19 protein-coding genes are annotated in these 22,310 nt (G+C 57.8%); 7 read left to right on the forward strand and 12 right to left on the reverse strand.

Annotation, left to right across the window (positions count from 1 at the left end; translation table 11 throughout):
* Positions 1–84 precede the first annotated feature (84 nt).
* On the reverse strand, positions 85–381 hold the full coding sequence (locus O2N63_RS11730; RefSeq protein WP_271054464.1) for a virulence factor: 297 nt from the start codon (positions 379–381) through the stop codon (positions 85–87).
* 281 nt (positions 382–662) lie between these two features.
* Here O2N63_RS11730 and O2N63_RS11735 point away from each other — a divergent pair, with 281 nt between their 5' ends.
* Both O2N63_RS11735 and O2N63_RS11740 read left to right on the forward strand, forming a co-directional pair.
* Positions 663–1,775: a Ppx/GppA phosphatase family protein gene (locus O2N63_RS11735; RefSeq protein ID WP_271054465.1), complete on the forward strand. Its 1,113-nt coding sequence runs from the start codon at positions 663–665 to the stop codon at positions 1,773–1,775.
* A complete protein-coding gene (locus tag O2N63_RS11740) occupies positions 1,775–2,539 on the forward strand; it encodes an RlmE family RNA methyltransferase (RefSeq protein WP_271054466.1) in 765 nt (254 codons plus the stop codon). The genes O2N63_RS11735 and O2N63_RS11740 overlap by 1 nt, the downstream gene beginning before the upstream one ends.
* 121 nt (positions 2,540–2,660) lie before the next feature.
* Here O2N63_RS11740 and O2N63_RS11745 read toward each other — a convergent pair whose 3' ends face one another.
* On the reverse strand, positions 2,661–3,893 hold the full coding sequence (locus O2N63_RS11745) for a urate hydroxylase PuuD (protein ID WP_271054467.1): 1,233 nt from the start codon (positions 3,891–3,893) through the stop codon (positions 2,661–2,663).
* A gap of 100 nt (positions 3,894–3,993) precedes the next feature.
* Here O2N63_RS11745 and O2N63_RS11750 point away from each other — a divergent pair, with 100 nt between their 5' ends.
* Positions 3,994–4,911: a LysR family transcriptional regulator gene (locus tag O2N63_RS11750; RefSeq protein WP_271054468.1), complete on the forward strand. Its 918-nt coding sequence runs from the start codon at positions 3,994–3,996 to the stop codon at positions 4,909–4,911.
* A 28-nt stretch (positions 4,912–4,939) separates the two neighbouring features.
* Here O2N63_RS11750 and uraH read toward each other — a convergent pair whose 3' ends face one another.
* On the reverse strand, positions 4,940–5,293 hold the full coding sequence (uraH, locus tag O2N63_RS11755) for a hydroxyisourate hydrolase (protein ID WP_271054469.1): 354 nt from the start codon (positions 5,291–5,293) through the stop codon (positions 4,940–4,942).
* 163 nt (positions 5,294–5,456) lie between these two features.
* On the opposite strand from uraH, the gene puuE reads away from it, so the two are divergent.
* The 3 genes from puuE to O2N63_RS11770 are packed head-to-tail and all read left to right on the forward strand — an operon-like array spanning position 5,457 to position 8,873.
* Positions 5,457–6,869 (forward strand): allantoinase PuuE, encoded by a 1,413-nt coding sequence (puuE, locus tag O2N63_RS11760; protein WP_271054470.1) that lies wholly within the window; start codon positions 5,457–5,459, stop codon positions 6,867–6,869.
* Positions 6,866–7,354 (forward strand): ureidoglycolate lyase, encoded by a 489-nt coding sequence (locus tag O2N63_RS11765; protein ID WP_271054471.1) that lies wholly within the window; start codon positions 6,866–6,868, stop codon positions 7,352–7,354. Before puuE ends, O2N63_RS11765 begins: the two co-directional genes overlap by 4 nt.
* Positions 7,355–7,400: 46 nt before the next feature.
* Positions 7,401–8,873 (forward strand): uracil-xanthine permease family protein, encoded by a 1,473-nt coding sequence (locus O2N63_RS11770; protein ID WP_271054472.1) that lies wholly within the window; start codon positions 7,401–7,403, stop codon positions 8,871–8,873.
* 105 nt (positions 8,874–8,978) lie between these two features.
* On the opposite strand, the gene guaD is transcribed toward O2N63_RS11770, so the two are convergent.
* The 5 genes from guaD to xdhA all read right to left on the reverse strand — a co-directional run bounded on the left by guaD (position 8,979) and on the right by xdhA (position 16,742).
* Complete coding sequence (guaD, locus tag O2N63_RS11775; protein WP_271054473.1) at positions 8,979–10,337, reverse strand: guanine deaminase; 1,359 nt, start codon at positions 10,335–10,337, stop codon at positions 8,979–8,981.
* A gap of 101 nt (positions 10,338–10,438) precedes the next feature.
* Positions 10,439–12,022 (reverse strand): xanthine/uracil/vitamin C permease, encoded by a 1,584-nt coding sequence (locus tag O2N63_RS11780; RefSeq protein ID WP_271054474.1) that lies wholly within the window; start codon positions 12,020–12,022, stop codon positions 10,439–10,441.
* Positions 12,023–12,085: 63 nt separating this feature from the next.
* A complete protein-coding gene (gene xdhC, locus O2N63_RS11785) occupies positions 12,086–12,937 on the reverse strand; it encodes a xanthine dehydrogenase accessory protein XdhC (protein WP_271054475.1) in 852 nt (283 codons plus the stop codon).
* A gap of 4 nt (positions 12,938–12,941) precedes the next feature.
* On the reverse strand, positions 12,942–15,266 hold the full coding sequence (xdhB, locus tag O2N63_RS11790; RefSeq protein WP_271054476.1) for a xanthine dehydrogenase molybdopterin binding subunit: 2,325 nt from the start codon (positions 15,264–15,266) through the stop codon (positions 12,942–12,944).
* Positions 15,267–15,278: 12 nt separating this feature from the next.
* Entirely contained in the window at positions 15,279–16,742 is a 1,464-nt protein-coding gene (gene xdhA / locus O2N63_RS11795) for a xanthine dehydrogenase small subunit (protein ID WP_271054477.1), read from the reverse strand.
* 168 nt (positions 16,743–16,910) lie between these two features.
* Between xdhA and O2N63_RS11800 the strand changes: the two genes are divergently transcribed.
* Positions 16,911–17,831, forward strand: a complete 921-nt coding sequence (locus O2N63_RS11800) for a LysR family transcriptional regulator (protein WP_271054478.1) — start codon at positions 16,911–16,913, stop codon at positions 17,829–17,831.
* Positions 17,832–17,880: 49 nt separating this feature from the next.
* Here the strand turns inward: O2N63_RS11800 and bhcD are convergent, their stop codons facing one another.
* The 4 genes from bhcD to bhcA form a co-directional block, all read right to left on the reverse strand.
* Positions 17,881–18,846, reverse strand: coding sequence for an iminosuccinate reductase BhcD (gene bhcD / locus O2N63_RS11805; protein ID WP_271054479.1), 966 nt, complete (start codon positions 18,844–18,846; stop codon positions 17,881–17,883).
* 91 nt (positions 18,847–18,937) lie between these two features.
* On the reverse strand, positions 18,938–20,101 hold the full coding sequence (bhcC, locus tag O2N63_RS11810; protein ID WP_271054480.1) for a 3-hydroxy-D-aspartate aldolase BhcC: 1,164 nt from the start codon (positions 20,099–20,101) through the stop codon (positions 18,938–18,940).
* 12 nt (positions 20,102–20,113) lie between these two features.
* On the reverse strand, positions 20,114–21,079 hold the full coding sequence (gene bhcB, locus O2N63_RS11815; protein WP_271054481.1) for a beta-hydroxyaspartate dehydratase BhcB: 966 nt from the start codon (positions 21,077–21,079) through the stop codon (positions 20,114–20,116).
* Positions 21,079–22,269 carry an L-aspartate--glyoxylate aminotransferase BhcA gene (gene bhcA, locus O2N63_RS11820; RefSeq protein ID WP_271054482.1) on the reverse strand — a complete coding sequence of 397 codons (1,191 nt, stop codon included), beginning with the start codon at positions 22,267–22,269 and terminating at the stop codon, positions 21,079–21,081. The genes bhcB and bhcA overlap by 1 nt, the downstream gene beginning before the upstream one ends.
* Positions 22,270–22,310 lie beyond the last annotated feature (41 nt).

Consider the following 22,310-nt stretch of genomic DNA (forward strand, 5'->3'; position numbering starts at 1 on the left):
TTCGCAGGCTTGACCTCTTCAGTGGTCTTTTTGCGGAAATTCAACAGCGCCATGGCTGCCTCCCTCAGCTTGGGTCAGAGCGGGTTACGCACGACCATCGTTGGCAATCAGCGCTTTCAGGCGCTCCTGATCATATTCCGCATCGATCCGGGCGGCTTCTGCCTGGGCGATCTCTTGCGGGTCTCCTTCAACCGGATAGGGGGCAGCCTTGTGCCATTCCGCCAGATAGGCGTCGCTGTCGCGCGCACCCACCTTCATGGCGGCCCGGTCAATGGCCTGTTCGAACCGTTCGGGCAGGGCGGCCTTGGCCCCCCGGCGCCCTTTGCCAACGATGACCTGGGCGGGCATGTCCCTCCAATATACGATCGTGACGTCAGGCATCCTGTGATTCTCCCTATTCCTTGTTGCTCTGTTCTAGGGCCGACGCGCCCGTTCAAGCTGACGAATTTCGACACCGGGTGATCCACAAACGACTTCGGTGTCTGAAATGCATGCCGAGGAATACGTTAATTGCGTCTCCGTGGCCACGGGCCCCCACCGCAAATGTGGTCCATTTGTCGTGAAACTTTCTCATTATCATTATCAATCTGTGCTTGTCAGGGATTGCGCAATTCTCTGCCGATGCCTATCGTGGGGACAACTCGAAATGGAGGGCGTAACCAATGGCGCCCAAGCGTCCCGATGGTGCGGGCGCGTTCCCGAAAGCGGTTGTAACCCCCGCGCCGAAATCGCCGGATCCAAGTGGGCTCTATGCAGCTCTGGATCTTGGCACAAACAGTTGTCGTATGCTGATTGCCCAGCCAAAGGGCAGTCAGTTTCACGTTGTGGACAGTTTCTCGAAATCGGTACAGCTGGGAAAGGGGCTTGAAGCCTCTGGAAAACTGTCGCGATCTTCGATGGCGCGTACGGTTCAGGCGCTGCGGATCTGCCGAAAAAAACTGATCAAACATGATGTGAAACGTATGCGTCTGGTGGCGACCGAGGCCTGCCGCCGCGCCAAGAACGCGCGCAGTTTCATGAACTACATTCGCCGCGAAACGGGTCTGAAGATGGAGATCATCAAGCCTGAAGAAGAGGCCCGTCTGGCGGTTGTGTCCTGCGCGCCTTTGGTTTCGACCCGCACAGAACAGCTTTTGGTGGTGGATATCGGTGGTGGATCCACTGAACTTGTGTGGCTGGACCTGTCAAAAGTGCCACCTCTGGAACGTCCAAAATCCATCATGCGCATGGGACGTGGGTTCGTGGGGGACAGCGGTCCGTTCCCGCAGGCCTCTGTGGTTGACTGGATCTCGGTGCCGCTTGGGGTCGCGACCCTGCGCGAAATGTATGACGATGTGGATGATGACGCCGGTCGTTATGCGCTCATGTCGGTGCATTTCGAAGAGCAGCTGGCGGATTTCAGTCCGTTTTATCATGAACCCTCCCGTGAAGGGTTCCAGATCATTGGCACCTCAGGCACGGTGACAACCGTGGCCGCAACCCATCTTGGGCTGCGCCGTTATGATCGGAACAAGGTTGATGGGCTGCGTATGTCATCTGAGCAGATCGAAAAAGTCATTCAGGGCTATCTTGCGCTTGGTCCAAATGGCCGACGGATGAATTCGCATATCGGGCGCGATCGGCAATCTCTGATCATGTCAGGGGCGGCCATTCTGCAGGCGCTTTTGCGGGTTTGGCCCACGGATCGCTTGTCAGTGGCGGATCGGGGCCTTAGAGAGGGCATTCTCTATTCGCAAATGTCCTCGGACGGTGTTTTGGAAGACGGACCATTCTGATGTCTGAAAGCTCGGGAAATAATGACGGCACCGGATCTGGTGGCGGCAAGAAGTATTCAAAGCGGACGCGCAAATCGTCCGGGCGGGGCCAGCGTGACCTGACGGTGAAGGTGAAAACCGCCCGTGGTCGGCGCAATTCCTCCACGCGCTGGTTGCAGCGGCAATTGAATGATCCTTATGTGGCCCGTGCAAAGGCCGAAGGATTTCGTGGACGTGCGGCCTTCAAGATCATGGAACTGGACGACAAATTCCGGTTTCTGGTGAACGGAGCCCGCGTGGTGGATCTGGGTTGTGCGCCGGGGGGATGGGCGCAGGTTGCCGTGCCCCGCATCAATGCGCTTGGTGAAAAACCCGGTAAGCGCGTTGGCACCTTCCTTGGCATTGATCTGCAGGAAATTGAACCCCTTGCTGGCGCCGAGTTCCATCAGCTCGACTTCATGGAAGAGGGTGCGGATGAACAGATCAAGGACTGGCTTGGCGGCAAGGCGGATGTGGTGATGTCGGATATGGCTGCGTCCAGTTCCGGTCACAAACAGACCGACCACCTGCGCATTATGGCGCTTTGTGAGGCGGCGGCCTATCTGGCGTTTGATGTGCTGGATGTGGGCGGCACCTTTGTCGCCAAAGTTCTGGCCGGTGGGGCCGAAGCGGAGCTTCAAAAGATCCTGAAGATCAAGTTCGACAAGGTACGCTATATGAAACCCCCGTCCAGCCGCTCGGATTCCTCTGAGAAATTTGTGGTGGCCACCGGATTCCGGGGCTAACTGGCATCTTGTCAGAAGTGCTGGAGGCGATTGTCCCCTTCTGGATTTCTAGAAAATGAAAATGGCGAACCTGATATAGGCTCGCCATTCATATATTCCGTTCCGATATGTTGGCCTGAAATCAGGACCCGCGCACGTCTTTGATCCAGGCGACGATCATGTTTCGGCTGTCGCTGTCCATCTCAATCGCGTTGGGGGGCGGCATGGCGTGGCTGAGACCAGCCTGAAGGTAGATCTGTTCGGCATGGCGGGCGACGTCAACCTCGGTTTCCAGAACCACGCCTTTCGGAGCCCAGTGCATCCCCTCCCATGAGGGTTCGCGGGCATGGCACATGGAACAATTTCCAACCACCGCATAATACGCATCCTCGAACTTTTCTGATGACGCGAATTTCTGCTCATATGCGGTCATCTCGCGCGCTTCGGCTTCTTCATAGGTGTCGCCGCTCCGCACTGTCGACAACCACGCAATGGCGACCATCAGAAGGGCGGTCACAAGCCAGGTCCAGTTCGGTCCCTTGCCGGTTTTGTGCATGGTGTTGAAGTAGTGGCGGATGGTGACGCCGGTCAGGAAGATCAGGCTGGCGATAATCCAGGAATACTCGGTGCCGAAGGCCAACGGATAGTGGTTCGACAACATCAGGAATACGACCGGCAGGGTCAGATAGTTGTTATGGGTCGACCGCACCTTGGCGATCTTGCCGTATTTCGCGTCAGGTGTGCGCCCGGCCTTGAGGTCTGCCACCACAATACGTTGGTTCGGCATGATCTGGAAAAACACGTTCCCGGTCATGATCGAGGCGGTGAAGGCACCCAGATGCAAAAGTGCTGCCCGACCAGTGAAGATCTGATTGTAACCCCATGACATAGCAACAAGAATGGCAAACAAGAGCAGCATCAGAAGTGTAGGATTTTCGCTCAGCTTGGATTTGCACATCTGGTCATAAGCCAGCCAGCCAATGGTCAGCGAGGCGCCGGAAATCACGATCCCCTGCCACAGGGCGAGGTCAGCTTTGGTCGGGTCGAGCAGGAACAGTTCGCCGCCCACCCAATAGATGATCATCAGAAGGGCCGCACCCGACAGCCAGGTCACGTAGCTTTGCCATTTGTGCCAGGTCAGGTGTTCGGGCATCTCGGACGGGGCCACAAGATATTTGACGGTGTGGTAAAATCCCCCGCCATGCACTTCCCATTCCTCGCCATAAGCGCCTTTGGGCAAAGCATCATTTGGCTTCAGCATCAGATCGAGCGCGATGAAATAGAACGACGCACCAATCCACGCCATTGCTGTGATGACATGAAGCCAGCGGACCGAAAACGCGATCCAATCCCAGATGATTGCCAGATCATACATGGCATACCTCCCAATATTCCGTGTTGCAGCCACTCTAGGCGAGGCTTGTTTATTCTGGTATTGCTGTTAACGACCAAGCAGCATCAAAAAAAACAGAAGAATGTCCTATCTCGACAATATCCGAACTTTCGTACGTGTCTACGAACTTGGCAGCATGTCTGCCGCAGGGCGGGATCTAAGGATTTCCCCGGCCGTGACCTCGTCGCGCATTTCCCAGCTAGAGGAACATCTTGGCGTGCGGCTGTTTCAGCGCACCACGCGCAGCCTGACCCCAACCGAACAGGGCGAGAGCTTTTACCGCGGGGCAACAGAAATTCTTGAGGCTGTGGAAAGTGCTGAGGCGCAGATCGTTGATATCACCGAGAACCCGCGAGGATCCTTATACGTGGCCGCGCCATTGGGCGTGGGGCGCAGGCTGATTGCGCCATTGGTGCCGGATTTCCTGAAGGAATACCCCGAAGTTAACCTTCGTCTGCGCCTGACCGACCGCAAAGTGGATCTGACCACCGAAGGTCTGGATCTGGCGTTTTTCCTGGGTCAGCCAGAAGACAGCAACTTGAGGATTCGCAAGATCGCTGATGTGGAGCGAGTCCTCTGCGCAGCACCCTCCTACATCAGGGAACGGGGTGCGCCGGTCAGTGGGGATGATCTTGTCTCAAATGGTCACGAGTGTCTCAGCCTGCGCTTTCCGGGCGCAACTGAGTTTCAGTGGTTGTTGTCAACCGAAGAGGGGCCAAAGCGTTTCCGTGTTGAGGGGCGGTATGAATCCGACGATGGGGATGTTTTGACCGATTGGGCGCTTGATGGACACGGGATCGCGATGAAACCCGTGTTTGAGATCTCAGAGCATCTCAAAGCGGGCAGGCTGGTTCCAGTGGCTACAAAAACGCCACCTGAACCGATTCAGATGGCGTGTCTTTTCACCCATCGCCGCGGGCAGGATCCCAAAACGCGGCTGTTCATGGAGTTTGTGATCGACCGGATTGCCGCGAAAATTCGCAACTCGGGCGAGGGTTAATGCGCAGGGAGGGCGCCGGGTTATGTCCTCAGCTGCCCCGGTAGGTCGAATATCCAAAAGGTGAGAGCAGCAGCGGCACGTGATAGTGCGACGGCTCTGACATGCCAAAGCGGAGCGGGATCACGTCAAGAAAGCGCGGCTCTTCCGGTGGGGTGCCGGTGGCATCCAGATAGGCGCCAGCGTGAAACACCAGCTCGTATTCTCCGATCTCGAATTTTTCGGCGGGCAGGATCTGCTCATCCGTGCGCCCATCATCATTGGTTGTCAGGGTTTTGAGCAGGCTGCGGCTGTCACCGGTGATGCGATAAAGCTCGATTTTCAATCCTTCGGCCGGGCAGCCACGGGCCGTATCAAGAACATGGGTGGTTAGGTATCCTGTCATTTCGACATCTCCGGTCTGTTGGCCCTTATTGGGTCTATCCTTTCATAAAACGGATGTGTTGTGCGAGACAAAGGCAGAGCAACCGAAGACTCCTTTTTGTATTTTTTGATAATGGTTCCTGATTTTCAGGTTATTATTTTGTTAACAAAGCTAGGAAACCCACGTGACACGATACCCAAGAGACATGACAGGCCATGGCGCGACACCACCGGTGGCCAACTGGCCGAACGGTGCCAAAATCGCGGTGCAGATCGTCCTGAACTATGAAGAAGGTGGTGAAAACAACATCTTACATGGCGATCCCGCATCCGAGGCGTTCTTGTCTGAAATCACCGGAGCACAGGCTTGGCCGGGGCAGCGCCACTGGAATATGGAATCGATTTACGAATATGGATCGCGCGCCGGGTTCTGGCGCGTGCATCGTCTTTTGGATGACCTGCCGATCACAGTTTATGGCGTGGCAACCGCTCTCGCACGGGCACCCGAACAGTTGAAGGCGATGAAAGACGCGGGTTGGGAAATCGCCAGCCACGGGTTGAAGTGGATCGAACACAAAGACATGTCGCCAGACGAAGAGCGGGAACAGATCCGTGAGGCAATCCGTCTGCATACCGAAGTGGTCGGCACTCCGCCGCGCGGCTGGTACACCGGACGCTGTTCGATGAACACGGTGGATCTCGCGTCGGAAGAGGGTGATTTCGCCTATATCGCCGATAGTTACGCGGATGATTTGCCGTATTGGGTCAAGGCCGGTGGCAAGGATCAACTGATCGTGCCTTACACGATGGATTGCAACGACATGCGGTTCGCGATTCAGGCAGGTTATACCAATGGCGATCAGTTCGAGAGCTACCTGAAAGACAGTTTCGATATGCTCTATGCCGAAGGGCAAGACGGCGCGCCGAAGATCCTGTCAATCGGCTTGCATTGCCGTCTGATCGGACGCCCGGGACGGGCCGCTGCGCTGAAACGCGTCATCGAGCATTTCAAATCACATGAGGGCGTCTGGTTCGCCACCCGCGAACAGATCGCGGATCACTGGGCAAAGGAACATCCGCCGATGCAAGGTTTTACCCCGTCCTATATGGACAAGGACACATTTGTGACCGAGTTTGGTGGTGTGTTTGAACACAGCCCCTGGATTGCCGAGGGGGCGTTTGATCTGGAACTGGGGCCGACCCATGACACGGCTGCAGGCGTCCACAACGCATTGGCCCGCATTTTTCGCACATCGAGCGAAGAGGCGCGCCTAGGAGTTCTCGTGGCGCACCCGGATCTTGCAGGCAAATTGGCCGCTGCCGGGCGGCTGACCGCTGAAAGCACGGCCGAACAGGCGGGCGCGGGACTTGATATGCTGACCGATGAGGAACGCGCGACCTTTACCAAGCTGAACGACACCTACACGGGCAAACATGGCTTTCCCTTCATCATTGCCGTGAAAGACAACACCAAGGCGAGCATCCTCGATGCCTTTCACCGCCGGATCGACAATGACCGCGACACAGAGTTTGCTGAAGCCTGCAAACAGGTTGAGCGTATTGCCGAATTGCGCCTTGAAGAAAAGTTCGACGCATGACGCTTTCCATCACTCCCCAGCCTTTGACGGCTGAGGCATTCGCCCCGTTTGGCGATGTGCTTGAAGCGGCGGGAGCGCCAGACAAGATGATCAATCAGGGGCTTTGCGGGCGGTTTCACGACCGCGCAAATCTCGACTTTTCAGATGGTTGCGCCGGGATCAGTATCTTTGATGCCGAGGCGCGTACGCTGCCGATGGTGCTTGACATGGTCGAACGCCATCCGGACGGCAGTCAGGCATTTGTCCCGATGAGCAGCGAGCCGTTTCTAGTGGTCGTTGCACCGGATGAAGAGGGGCGTCCGGGAACGCCCGTTGCCTTCATTACCCAGCCGGGACAGGGCGTAAATTACCACCGCAATATCTGGCACGGGGTCTGTGCCCCCCTGTCGGATCAGGGACGTTTTGCGGTGATCGATAGGATCGGCGCAGGGCCGAACCTGCAGGAACACTGGTTCAAGGAGGACATCATAATCGAAAGGCCATGAGCCGAGAATGCGAAAACGCATCCGGCCTACTTAGGGAGGAAGACATATGGCTGATACATCTATAGGGACGCCGGAGCAGCTCCGCGATCCCAACTATACACCGCCTATAGCTAAGGCGGTTCCACTAGGCATCCAGCACGTTCTGGCGATGTTTGTTTCAAACATCACGCCCGCCATTATCATATCTGGGGCCGCTGGCTTTGGCTTTGGCTCTGACGCGGGCGCGCTTGGCTTTCCAGACATGAGCTATCTGATCCAGATGTCGATGCTGTTCGCCGGCATCGCGACGCTGTTGCAGACCCTGACCTTGGGCCCCATCGGCGCCGGGCTTCCGATTGTGCAGGGCACCAGTTTTGCCTTTATCCCGATCATGATTCCGTTGGTTGCGGGCAAGGGCCCCGAGGCGCTGCCGGTGATTTTCGGCGGCGTTTTGGTTGGTGGCCTGTTCCACGCCGCGCTGGGGACCGTTATCGGGCGTATCCGGTTCGCTCTGCCGCCGTTGGTGACGGGCCTGGTGGTGCTGATGATCGGTCTTTATCTGGTGCGAGTCGGCATTGAATACGCAGCGGGCGGCGTGCCGGCCAAGGCGTTTGGCCAAGAGGAATACGGCAGCCTGCTGAACTGGTCGGTTGCACTGGTGGTGATTTTCTCGACCCTCGGGCTCAAATTCTTTGCCCGTGGCATGCTATCGGTGTCAGCGGTGCTGATCGGCATCGTCATCGGCTATATCTATTCGATGTTCTTTGGTCTGGTGACGTTCGAAAGCATTGGCCAGAGCTGGGACCGCGCGGCGGCCTTCGGCCTGCCGAACCCCTTCAAATACGGCTTTGAGATCACAACGGCTGCGGTCATTGGCTTCTGCCTGATGTCCTTTGTCAGCGCGGTCGAAACCGTAGGCGACGTCAGCGGCATCACCAAAGGCGGTGCCGGGCGCGAGGCCACCGACAAGGAAATCCAGGGCGCAACCTATGCCGACGGTGTTGGCACCGCGGTCGCCGGCTTGTTCGGCGGTCTGCCCAACACCTCGTTCAGCCAGAATGTGGGACTGATTGCCATGACCGGCGTGATGAGCCGCCATGTGGTGACCATTGGTGCCATCTTCCTGATCATCTGTGGCCTGATGCCCAAAGTTGGTGCATTGATCCGCACGATCCCGATCGAAGTGCTGGGCGGCGGCGTGATCGTGATGTTCGGCATGGTGGTCTCGGCTGGCGTCTCGATGCTGTCGGATGTGGTTTGGAACCGCCGCAACATGGTGATCTTCGCCATCGCTCTGTCGATCGGTTTTGGCCTGCAGCTCGAGGTGATGAACCTAAAGCCGGGGGCGCCGAACGCGCTGCAATACCTGCCGGACACCCTGCGCATTCTGGCCGCGTCGGGCATCCTGCCGGCGGCACTGATTGCGATTGTGCTGAACCTGCTGCTGCCTGAGGAACTGTCGGACGAATCCACTGACGAAGTGTCTGGTGGTCACTCCGGTCACGGTCAGGGCTCGCTAGCACAGGATGATCACGTCTGATCTGCTCGTCCGAGCACGAGATAAAGAACAAAACGCGGCGTGGATTACCACGCCGCGTTTTCCATTTCATGTCTGCTTCATGTCGGCGCGCCGGGTGAGGGCGCGTCAGGCGAGTTCTGAAACCCGTTTTTGCAAAGATGGTGCAGCGGCCCCATTTGCTGTCTGCTTCATTTCACGACCCGCCACATAGACCGCGTCGACCGAGCGGTCATCCCCCAGAATTTGCAGGATGAACAGCTCCTCCGACAGGCTCTCCGCGCGTTCCATGCGCAACGCCATTTCGGGTGTGGCATTGGCGTTCAAAACAACGATATCGGCATCTGTCCCGGGGGCCAGTGTGCCGATCTTGTCTTCCAATCCAAGGGCTGCGGCGTTTCCGCGGGTGATCCAGTGGAAGGCGCGTAGCGGGTGCAGCTTCTGGTTCTGCAACTGAAGGATCTTGTAGCCTTCATTCAGGGTTTGCAGCATCGAATAGCTTGTACCCGCCCCGACATCGGTGGCGATGGCATTGGTAATCCCACGCGCGCTCAGACCGGCATCGTCAAACAGACCGCTGCCAAGGAACAGGTTCGAGGTTGGGCAGAACACAGGCTTGGCCTGCGTACTGGCCAGTACGTCGATTTCGCGCTCGGTCAGGTGGATCGAATGCCCGAGCAGCATTTTTGGGGTCAACAGGCCGTAATGCTCGTAAACGCCAAGATAATCCGGCGCGTCCGGGTAAAGCTCGGCGGTGAAGGCGATCTCATCGTGGTTTTCGCTCAGGTGGGTCTGGACAAAACACTCCGGGTGTTCCGATACAAGCGCGCCTGCCATTTCGAGCTGTTCAGGGGTCGAGGTGATCGCAAAGCGTGGCGTGATGGCGTAATGCGCGCGTCCCTGACCATGCCATTTCTTGATCAGCGCCTTGCTGTCATCATAGCTTGATTGCGGTGTGTCCAAGAGCCCATCGGGGGCGTTCCGGTCCATCATCACCTTACCGCCGATCATGCACATGTTGCGTCGGGCGGCTTCTTCGAAATAGGCCTCAACCGAGGTGGAGTGCACTGAGCAATAGGCAACTGCCGTTGTGGTGCCGTGATTGGTCAGGAAGTCATAGAAATGGCTCGCCATGTTCTCGGCATGAGCTTGCTCGGCAAACCGTGTTTCTTCCGGGAAGGTGTAATTGTTCAACCAGTCCAGAAGCTGATCTCCCCAAGAGGCAATCACCTGGACCTGTGGAAAGTGGATATGGGTATCAATAAAACCGGGCATCAGCAGGTTGGGCCGGTGATCAATCACTTCGGCATCTTGTGCATAGGCCGAAAGGGGGGCGAACTCACCCGTTGCTTCGATCTGTCCGTTTGAGATCAGGATCGCGCCGTCTTCGAGATAGTTATAGGCTTCGGTATCGTTTTCGTCCCGAGGAGCCGCGTTGAAATCGAGGATCCGCCCACGCAGGAGCGTCCGCTGTACCGTTTTGGTCATGTGTAGATCCGATATTGAAACTGTCGTTTGACAGAGAAAATGTGCGGGCCAAGGGGAGAGATATTTGGCCCGCACGGGTTGTTCGGGGATGTATGGCTTTCTTATTCAGCCGGGGTGTTCGGGACTTCCTCGACCACAACGTTCTCATTCACCAACTCGTCTTCCTTGTGGAAGAGCGGATAGATGTAAAGGAACGCGGCGGCAATCAGGTAGCCTGCGGACACGCCACTCAGTTCCGGCCAGTGCAGGCTGGCGCCATGGATCACACCCAGGCTGGACATGATCGCAGCAGCAAGGGCAAAGCCACCGGCATTGCGGAAGTTCCCGTCAATCACGCTGGCCACAATCGCACCCCAGATCAGACCGGTCAGGATTGCACCCTGGCTGAGGGCAAGGTGCCCCTCGAAATGCGCCCCTTGTTGCAGAAGGGCTGCGGTCAGGGCGTCATCCCCCAGTTGCGGAAGGGCAGCGACACCCACGGCACCAAGCGCACCCATCAAAGATCCCCATTTGACCATGAGGAACGATGATACGTGTGGCATCATGGCGATGGTTACGGCGGCCATATGGTCGGTCTTGACCGAATGGGCAGTGTTGGTGATCAGGCTCAGGGCCACAAACACCAGAACCGGAGCGGCAGCTGCCACAGGGATCAGGTTGTTGAGGAAGGCCAAGAGGCCAAGGAAGGCGGCCAGCGGGATCACGACACCCACACCAATGATGTAACCGGCATGTGCCCCCATACGCTTGTAAGCCGGGTGGCCGATATAAGCGGTGGTTGGGAAAGGCGAACCAAACACGGCGCCAACCATGGTTCCGACACCATCTGTGATCTGGCAGGTTGCGACCGGATAGTGGTCGCCAGCAGCTTCCGCACTTTCGACGTTGTTCATGGTTTCGATGAAGTTGTAGATCTGCACCGGCACCAGAACCAGGAAGAGTTCAGGGTTCGCAAACAGATGCTGGATACCGGCAATCAGGTCACCGAAATAAGGCATGGGCGGGTAGAAACCGACGCCATCCACGCTGATCTTGGCTTCGCCAATGGCAAAGGCCACAACGGTACCGACGATCAGCGCAAGCAGACCGGCCGGAATGTTGAACGGCAGGCGGAAACGGCCCACCAGCCCCCAGAGAATGATGATCATCGAGGCAAAACCGATAAACGGGTTCTCAAACACAGTGGCCAGCGGCACGGTGCCGATGAACACCAGAGCGATGCCGCAAAGTGTGCCGAGCATACCGGCCCGCGGGGTGACGCGCTTCAGCCATGGGCCGATGATGGCCCCCATGGCGGCTACGATGCCGCCCATGAAACCCGCACCAATACCGACCTGCCAGGCCAGCATGGGATCATTGGTCGACCAGTAGATCGGACCGATCACACCAAAGAGATAGACGAACATCACCGGGGTTGAAATGCCATAGGGCAGGGCGGTCACATCCCGCCCATGTTGCGCCGCTGCTCGTTTGGCAAGCACCACGTAAACCGCGATACCAGCCAGAATGGCAATGGCCGCACCGGGTACGATCCGGCCATAAACGATATCGGCTGGCATCTGGAAGACGAACTGACAGATCCCTGCCAAGACCATCAGGTTGATCAGGTTATCGGTAAACAGCGCCCAAAACGCGCTGAAATCGCTGCGGTGAAACAGCTTGTATGTGTAACTCCCATCCCTCATAGGGACCTCCTCTTCTCAACGGGGTAGGTATCTCCTCCTGAGATCCTCCCAACCCCGGTTTCTTCACTGCGCCGCGATATGCGAAACAGCGCCCCAGTTTTGGGGGTGTGCGGCAGGTTCAGAGGTCAGCGCCGTGATCACTTCACTCACCACAAGGGCGGCGATCACGGCTGGCCGCTTATCGCGGCTACCGCCTGCCCCGATGGGGCAGATCAATGGTGCAACAGATGTTCTGTCGCAGTGTTTTCTGGTCCAGCTGGCAAATTTGGCCCGCTTGGTGGCAGATCCAATCAGCCCAACATAGGCCGCGTCACCACGCGTCAGCGCGGCGGAGGCCAGAAGGAAATCGAGCCCGTGGTCATGGGTCAGCACGATAAAGGCGCTGCCCGCCGGGGCGTTTTGTACATCAAATTCCGGGATGACGCTCAGGCGTTTTTCGACATTAGCCGATGAGAGCGCCAGTTCATCCTCGCGCTGATCCACCAGCACGCAACGAACGGGAAGATGCTGGAACAGATCTGCCAAGGCGCGGCCGACATGGCCAGCGCCAAGAACATAAACCGCAGGCTGCTCCGCCTCCTCCTGCACGGCCATATCGATGGCAATGTCTTTGTCGGCTTCGCTCATGCGCGAGATCACCATCTCGACCCGACCGCCACAGCATTGGCCAATTTCCGGCCCCAATGGCACATCCAGATGTTGTGACAGATTACCCTTGGCCAACAGATCGCGGGCTGCGTCAATCGCCAGATGCTCCAGCTGACCACCGCCAATCGTGCCCCACAGGGCATCAGCACGCACAAACATTTCGGTCCCGGTCGCGCGAGGGGAGGAACCGCGCACCTTGGTCAGTCGCAGGGACGCGACCGGACCGGGACCGTTCAGGAACTGAATGAGAGATTGCGCCGACGTCATTGGATCAACCTTTTGCCTTCAGGCGTTCAACAGCCATCAACACACGTTCGGGCGTTGCGGGCGCTTCAAGACGTGGGCATGTACGATAATCATCGACCGAGGCCACTGCCATCGACAGCGCCTCTAGCACCGAGATGCCCAGCACAAACGGCGGCTCGCCCACGGCTTTTGAGCGCTTGATCGTCATCTCGCGGTTTTCCGACCAGTCAGCCAGTTCAACGTTGAATTGGCGCGGACGGTCGCTGGCCAGCGGGATTTTGTAGGTGGATGGCGCATGGGTGCGCAAACGACCGGCGTCGTCCCACCACAGCTCTTCCGTGGTGAGCCAGCCCATGCCCTGAATGAACGCGCCTTCCACCTGACCCTTGTCGAGGACCGGGTTCAGCGACCGGCCCACATCATGCAGGATATCCGTACGCTCGACCCGGTATTCCCCGGTCAACGTGTCAATGGCCACTTCCGAACATGAGGCGCCGTAAGAGAAGTAATAGAAGGGGCGACCGGTGCCATTGGCGCGGTCCCAGTGGATCTTGGGTGTCTTGTAAAACCCGGCGGCTGAGAGCTGAACCCGTGCCATATAGGCTTCTTTGATGAAGGCATCAAAGGCGATGACCTCTTCGCCGATCCGCAGGTGGTTGGGATGAAAGCTGACCGCATCTTCTGACATGCCACGACTTTCAGCCGCGAACTTAACCAGACGCGCTTTGATTTGCTCTGCCGCATCCAGAGCAGCCATACCATTGAGGTCTGTGCCGCTTGACGCCGCAGTGGCCGAGGTGTTTGGGACTTTTTCCGTGGTGGTCTTGGTGATCTTGATCCGGTTAAAATCAACCTGGAAGGCTTCAGCCACGACCTGCGCTACCTTGGTGTTCAGACCTTGACCCATCTCGGTGCCGCCATGGTTCAGGTGGATCGACCCGTCATTGTAGACATGAATCAGAGATCCTGCCTGATTGTACCAGGTGGCGGTGAAGGAAATGCCGAACTTGACCGGCGTCAGTGCGATGCCGCGACGAATGATCCCGCCTTTGGCGTTCTCTTCAACGATTGCCTTGCGACGCGCCTGATAGTCAGCGCTTTCTTCCAGCTCCTCCACGAGGCGACCGATGACATTGTCTTCGACCGTCTGGTGGTAGGGCGTCACATTGCGCCCATCTGTCTCATCGCCATAGAAGTTCGTCTTGCGCACCTCGAGGGGATCCTTGCCCAGCTTGTAGGCAATCTCTTCAATCATACGCTCGGCTGCTACGGCACCCTGCGGACCACCAAAGCCACGGAACGCGGTGTTTGAGACCGTGTTGGTCTTTTGCGGGCGCGAAGTCAGGCGCACATTTGGGTAATAATAGGCATTGTCCGCGTGAAACAGCGCTCGGTCGGTCACCGGACCGGACAGGTCGGACGAGTACCCGCAGCGGGCGGCAAACTGGCTTTCCACCGCCTGAATGCGGCCTTCGTCGTCAAAGCCGAGATCATAGTCGATCACGAAGTCATGGCGCTTGCCGGTGGCACTCATGTCCTGATCACGATCCGGGCGGATCTTGACCGGGCGGTTAAGCTTCTTTGCACCCATCGCGGCCACAGCGCAAAAGAGGTTCATCTGGCTTTCCTTGCCACCAAACCCACCGCCCATACGGCGCACATTGACCACAACCGCATTGTTCGGAACGCCAAGCACATGGGCCACCATATGCTGCGCTTCGCTCGGGTGTTGCGTTGAGCAATGTACAATCACATCGTCATCTTCGCCGGGAATGGCAAAGGCGATATGACCTTCCAGATACATGTGATCCTGACCGCCAACGACCATCTGACCCGAGATGCGATGTGTCGCGTCCTCAAACCCTTGGGACACATCACCGCGTTCTAGTTTCAGAGGGTCGGTGACGAGTGGCATTCCTGCGTCTTGCGCGGATACTGGATCCAGCGCATGGGGAAGCACCTCGTAGTCCACATCGGCCAGATCCGCGGCGCGGCGCGCTGCATCGCGGCTCTCGGCAATCACGGCAAACATCGGCTGACCATGAAACTCGACCTTCCCGGTCGGAAACACAGGTTCGTCATGGCGTCCGGTGGGGCTCACGTCATTCACGCCAGGCACGTCTTCGGCGGTCAGAACGGTGACAACACCGGGGGCCGCGCGAACCCTCGACAAATCCATGCCGCGAATATTGGCGTGGGTAACGGTGGATACACCCAGATAGGCGTGCAGCGTGCCAATTGGTTCGGCAATATCGTCGGTGTAATCCGCACGGCCCTGCACCTGCTTAATGGCGCTGTCATGCTTGAGATCCTGATGGGCGGCGCCCTGAATGGGTTGAAGATCTTTCATCTCAGGCGCCCCTTATGCGATGGCCAGACGCACGGGTGCGTCATTTGCGGTGTCATGTTCAAGGTGGAAACGGCGCAAGAGGTTGCTTGCCACAAGCTGACGGTAATCCGCAGAGGCACGCCAGTCGGTAAGCGGTGAGAAATCTTGAGCGAGCGCCTTTGCTGCCGCGTCAAAGGCTGCTGAACCCCAGGATTGGCCAACCAGCGCAGCCTCGGCATTGGAAGCACGTTTCGGTGTGGCGGCCATGCCACCAAATGCGAGACGTGCGGAGGTAATGATGTCATTGTCCACGGTCACGCTGATCCCGGCGGCGACCGAGGATATATCCTCGTCCCGGCGTTTCGAGATCTTGTAAGCAGCGTCGATCTGGCCCGATTTGGCGCGCGGAATACGGATGCTGGCCACAAAATCTCCGGCTTCACGATCCTGCTTGCCATAGTCGATGAAGAAATCTTCAAGTGACAGGGTGCGGGTGCCAGATGCGCTTTGCAGCGTGACTTCGGCGCCAAGCGAAATAAGGACGGGCGGGGTATCCCCAATCGGTGACCCGTTGGCGATGTTGCCGCCAATGGTGCCCATGTTGCGCACCTGCCAACCGGCAATGCGGTCCCAGTATTCGCCAAGATGCGGGAAGGATTCTCGCATGGCGGCTTGGCTTTCGCTGTAGGTGACGCCTGCACCAATGGTCAGGGCGTCGTCCGTGAGTGTGATGGACTTCAGCTCTTCCAGATGGCTGATGAATACGACAGGAGAGATGGGCCGCATGAATTTGGTCACCCAAAGCCCCACATCGGTAGAACCTGCGACGATGGTGGCTTTGGGGTGTTCAGCCAGTACCTGAGCAAGATCTGCCACGTCCAGCGGTAGAATGGCGCGATCATCCTCCGGGCCGGTTTCGATGCGGGTAGTTGGCTGCAGAGCCTGCAGGCGGCTGGTCACCTCTTTGCGGATCTGGGTCAGGTGGTCATTGGCCGGGGTGCCATATTGGTTCACAGCCAAGGCCGCTTTCACAATCGGTTCATACCCGGTGCACCGGCAGAGATTGCCCTGCACAGCGGTTTCAACCTCATGAGTGGTCGGCTGCGGGTTTTCCATCCACAGCGCATAAAGCGACATGACAAATCCGGGGGTGCAGAAGCCGCATTGGCTTCCGTGGAAATCCACCATCGCCTGTTGCACTGGATGCAAACGCCCCTTGGGACCAGAGAGATGTTCGATGGTGACAATGTGGCAGCCATTCAGCGAGGCCAAAAAACGGATGCAGGCGTTTACGGTCTCATATTTCAACACACCGTTTTGCAGCCGACCAACCAGAACAGTACACGCGCCGCAATCGCCTTCGGCACAGCCTTCCTTGGTCCCGGTCAACCGCTCTTCGATCCGTAGATAGTCGAGCAGGGTCAACGTGGCGTTCACCTCGCTTGCGGTCTTTTCCTCACCGTTCAGAAGAAAGCGAATGTCGGTCTGATTTGTCATGTGGCCTCCCGTAATCCATCCCGCGCGTGCGGGGATAACAAGGAGTGTACGGTGATCGACTGCATGTAAAAATGGCGGGTTTTGGGAAATACTTTCAACAGTTCGTTGATAATGCCTATAATGATGTGCGTGCTAAACCGGGTACTGCGAAGAAGATGAGGAAGCTCAATGGCCTATATGGAAAGTCTGCGCGTCTTTTGCCGGGTGGTGGAGCTGGGCAGCATCACATCCGGTGGGCGCGACCTGCGTCTGACGCCTGCGGTGGCGAGCAAACGGATCAAGGAGCTGGAAAAACATCTCGGTGTGCGGCTCTTCAATCGCACCACACGTTCGCTCACACCCACCGAAGTGGGCAAAGAGTTCTATGTAGAAGCCCTGCGCATTCTGGATGCGGTTGACGTGGCAGAGACCGTGGTGGCGCATTATTCAGACGCACCGCGCGGCACCATTCGCGTCACAGCTCCGATGGCGGCAGGGCGGCGGATCATCGCCCCTTTGGTGCCGGACTTTGTCGAACAGCACCCGGATATTGACGTACGGATGCGTATGTCGGACCGCAAAGTGGACCTTCTGGCAGATGGTTTGGATGTGGCGTTTTTTGTCGGAACTCCGCATGACAGCAGCCTGAAACTGCGCAAGATCGCCGATTGCGAACGTGTGCTGTGTGCTGCACCTGACTATCTGGAGCGGGCGGGGACGCCCCGCCATCCCGATGAGCTTTTGCGCGGGCACAATTGCCTGCTGCTTCGTTACCCCAGGTCGCCGGAATACTACTGGACGCTCAACACCGAAGCCGGGTTTCGAAAGTTCGAAGTGTCCGGGAAGTATGATGCCGATGACAGTGATGTGCTCTTAAACTGGGCACTGGATGGGCGTGGTGTGGTCAACAAACCTCTGTTTGAAGTGTCAGAGCATTTGCGGTCTGGGCGGTTGATCGAGATCCTGCCCGATGCCCGCCCGATGCCGTCTATGTTCGGCTGCCTCTATCCACACAAGAAATTGCAGGATCCAAAGATCCGGTTGTTGGTGGATTTCATTGCGCGCCGGGGGCTTTCGATGCTGAATGAAACACTCGCCCTTACAACGTGAAACGCCCGCCTTTTGGGGCGGGCGTCATCTTATCGCTTTGCATGTGTTGTCAGAAATCGACCTCAATGGCGATACCTTGCTGAATTGCCAGATCAACCACCGAAGCAGCCACTGCAAGATCCTGTAGCCCCACTCCGGTGCCGTCGAAAAGCGTGATCTGATTGTCCGATGTCCGGCCCGGATTGGTGCCATTGATCACCGCGCCCAACTGCGCCACGTCATCCTCCTGGATCAGCCCCTGACCCACCGCGTGTTGGGCTTCGCCGATGGAAATGGATTGCGCCACCTCGTCGGTAAAGACATCGGCCTTTACGAGAAGCTGCGGATCGACCTCCTGTTTGCCTTTGGTGTCGGTGCCCATGCAGGCGATATGCGTGCCGGGGCTGACCTGACCCGCCCCCAGAATGGCGTCGAAAGATGAGGTGATAGAGATGATTACATCCGCTTCAACCATGCCATCCAGTTCCACCGCTTCAAACGGCAGACCGGCCTCAGCGGCGACTTTTTCCAGATTGGGCAGCATTTCGGGGTGTAGGTTCCAGCCGAGAACCTTTTCGAACTGGCGCTGCTCCAATGCGGCGCGCAGTTGGAACGTGGCCTGATGGCCAGCGCCGATCATGCCGATCACTTTGGCATCTTCGCGGGCGAGGTGCTTGATTGACACGGAAGAGGCCGCAGCAGTGCGCAGCGCGGTCAGCAGGTTGCCGCCAACCATCGCCTTGGCTTTGCCGGTATCCGGGTCAAACAGGAATACGGTGGATTGGTGATTGATGATCCCGCGCTTCTCAAGGTTGTTCGGCCAATACCCCCCAGCCTTGAGGCCCAGCGTCAGCCCCGCGCGATCAAACCCGCCCTTAAAGCCATACAGCGCGTCTTCGTGGCCGATGGCCTCGCGCACCACTGGGAAATTGTAAGCATCTCCCGACGCCATGGCGGCAAACACTTTTTCCACCGCGTCAAAGGCGGCGTCGCGGGTCATGAGACCGGCAATCTCTCGTTCCGGAACGATATACATGTCAGTGTCCTTTGAAAAAGCGGGTGGAGCCCTGCTGTAGCCCCACCCAGTTCAGGGACGCCTGGCCCACCACTGGACCAAACATCGAGGTTTAAAAGGCTTTGCCGCGGGCTGAGACGGGCCAGAGGGTTTCAACTTTGCCGTCGCGCACGCCGACATACCAGTCATGCACATTTGCGGTCGGGTCACAGTGTCCCGGTACGAGACGCAGCTTGTCATTCACTTTCAGTGCGCCGTTCGGATCGGAAATCACACCATGCTCATCGGAGCATTTGATATATTCCACGTCATCGCGGCCATAGACGAAGGGCAGGCCGCTATCGATCGACTGGGCTTTCAGGCCCGCATCACAGATGGCCTTGTCAGCTTTTGTGTGACTCATCACCGAGGTCAGAATGAAGAACGCGTTTTCCCATTCGCCCTGATCGATCCGCTTGCCGTCCTTGTCGAGGATCCGGCCGTAATCGGCATCCATGAAGGCGTAGGATCCGCATTGCAGCTCGTTATACACACCCGAGTTTGACTCGAAGTAGTAGGACCCGGTGCCGCCGCCCGACACGAGCTCGCACTCGATGCCCTCGGCCTTAAGCCCGTCAACGGCGTCTTTCACCATGGCAATCGCGATATCGAGTTTTTCTTTACGCGCCTCATAGGTGTCGAGGTGCTGCATCGCACCCTGATAGGCCTGAATGCCGGAGAATTTCAGGTTGTCAGCAGCTTCGATAGCCTTAGCAATCTCGATCACGGCTTCAGTCGAATTCACACCGCAACGGCCTGCGCCGCAGTCGATTTCGATGAAGGTTTCCAGCTCGGTGCCGTGTTTCTGGGCGGCGGCCGACAGGTCAGCCACATTGTCCAGATCATCGACACACACGATGATGCGGCTGCCCAATTTCGGCAGCTGCGCCAGACGGTCAACTTTCAGCGGGTCGCGCACCTGGTTTGACACCAGTACATCCTTGATGCCGCCACGCACAAAGACTTCGGCTTCCGAGACTTTCTGACAGCAGACACCAACCGCGCCGCCCAGCTCTTCCTGCAACTTGGCCACATCCACCGATTTGTGCATCTTGCCATGTACCCGGTGACGCATCCCATGCGCCTTGGCGTAGTCGCCCATCTTTTTGATATTGCGTTCCAGCGCATCCAGATCCAGCACCAGTGCAGGGGTCTGGATATCCGCCTCATCCATGCCGGGCAGGGCAGGGACGTCGAAGCCAACCACGAGGTCATTAATATTTGTCACAGCGTTCATGTATCTAATCCTTCACAGGGTCCAGGGCAGGCGGTCGAGATCGACATTGCCGCCGGTGATGATGATGCCCACGCGTTTGCCTTTGAACGCGTCAGGGTTTTTCAGGATGGTGGCGAGAGGCACGGCGCTTGACGGTTCCATGACAACGCGCAGGTGCTTCCAGATCAGTTTCATCGCGTCGATGATTTCCGGATCGGACGCGGTGTAGATCTCGCTCACATGGTTCGAGACGAAATGCCAGGTCAGATCCTTCAGCGGCACCAGCAGCCCGTCAGCGATGGTTTTCGGCGCATCATCGGCAATGATGTAACCGGCCTTGAAACTGCGATAGGCGTCGTCGGCTTGCTCCGGTTCCGCCGCAATCACTTGCGTTTCCGGTGCGAGGTTCGACAGGGTCAGGCAGGTGCCGGAGATCATCCCGCCGCCACCGATTGGCGCGACAACCGCGTCCAGACCATCGGTCTGTTCGATGAACTCGCGTGCGCAAGTACCCTGACCGGCAATCACGCGATGGTCATTATAGGGGTGCACGAAATCGCCACCGGTTTCCGCCTGCACCTTGGCAAAAGTTTCCTCGCGCGAGGTGGTCGAAGGCTCACATTCGGTGATCTTCCCACCATAGCGGCGCACCGTGTCTTTCTTGGCTTGCGGCGCGGTGCGCGGCATGACCACGTTGCAAGGAATACCGCGTTTCATGGCCGCGTAACTCAGGCAGGACGCGTGGTTGCCGGATGAGTGCGTTGCCACACCCTTGGACGCCTGATCGTCATCCAGACCAAACACCGCATTGGAGGCGCCGCGGACCTTGAAGGCCCCCGGCTCCTGAAAGTTTTCGCATTTGAAGAACAGCTCTGCGCCGGTCAGCTCATTGAGGTAATCCGAGGTCCGAACCGGGGTGCGGCGAATATAAGGCTGGATGCGCTCATGGGCCGCCAGCATGTCCTCAAAGGTGGGGATATACATTGGCAAATCCTTCATTATGCAGCCGCTTTTTGGGCGGCAACGGTATGCCCGCGATAGTATTCCTGTGCGGCGGCGACACCTGAGCCCAGCTTGATATCAAGGCCCAGATCGACCATGCACATCTCGGCGGTTGCGATGCCCGACAGGGCCATCACGTCGGTCAGGCTGCCCAGATGGCCGATGCGGAACACCTTGCCAGCGACCTCACCAAGACCCACACCAAAGGCCACCCCATATTTGTCAGCCGCATGGGTTACGATGTCCGTGGCGTTGAAGCCTTCCGGGGTGCGAATGGCGCTGACCGTATCGGAATAGACGTCCGGCGAGGTGGCGCAAAGCTCCAGACCCCAGGCACCAACAGCAGAGCGCACGCCTTCTGCAATGCGGGTGTGGCGGGCAAAGACGTTCTCCAGACCTTCATCCAAGAGCATCTTGCAGGCTTCATTGAGGCCGTTCATCAAACCCACGGCAGGGGTGTAGGGATAGGCGTTGTTGGCATAGCCTTTCGCCATGTCATGCACGTCAAAGAAGGTGCGTGGCAGGGTGCCGGTTTTAGTGGCGTCCATCGCCTTCGGGCTGAAGCCGACGATGGCCAGACCCGCGGTCAGCATGAAACCTTTCTGCGAGCCGGTCACGGCAACATCCACTCCCCATTCATCCATGCGGAAATCCATCGAGGCGATTGAGCTCACACCATCGACAAACAGAAGGGCCGGGTGGCCAGCCGCATCCAGTGCGCGACGCACGGCGGCGATATCCGATTTTACACCGGTAGCGGTTTCATTGTGGGTGGCCAGAACTGCTTTGATCTCATGGCCCTTGTCAGCGATCAGGATCTCTTCGTAGCGATCCGCTGGCAGGCCATCCCCCCAAGGGGTTTCAACGATTTGAACATCCAACCCGTGACGCTGGCACATGTCGATCCAGCGATGTGAGAACATGCCGTTGCGGGCTGCCAGGATCTTGTCACCAGCCGACAGCATGTTGGTCAGCGCGGTTTCCCAGCCGCCGGTTCCGCTTGACGGAAAGATGAAAACCTCGGCCGTGTCGCTTTTCAGGACCTTCTTCACGCCCTCGCGCGCAGGATGTAGGATCTGACCAAACAGCGGTGAACGGTGGTCGATGGTCGGCATGTCCGAAGCCTTACGTAGGCTTTCGGGGATATTGGTCGGGCCCGGAATGAAAACGGGGTTTTGAAAACTCATGGGGGTCTCCTTCGGTCGTTCTCTTCACTTTAGGGATCGAA

This window comes from Aliiroseovarius salicola, from assembly GCF_027891095.1.
Lineage (GTDB): Bacteria > Pseudomonadota > Alphaproteobacteria > Rhodobacterales > Rhodobacteraceae > Aliiroseovarius > Aliiroseovarius salicola.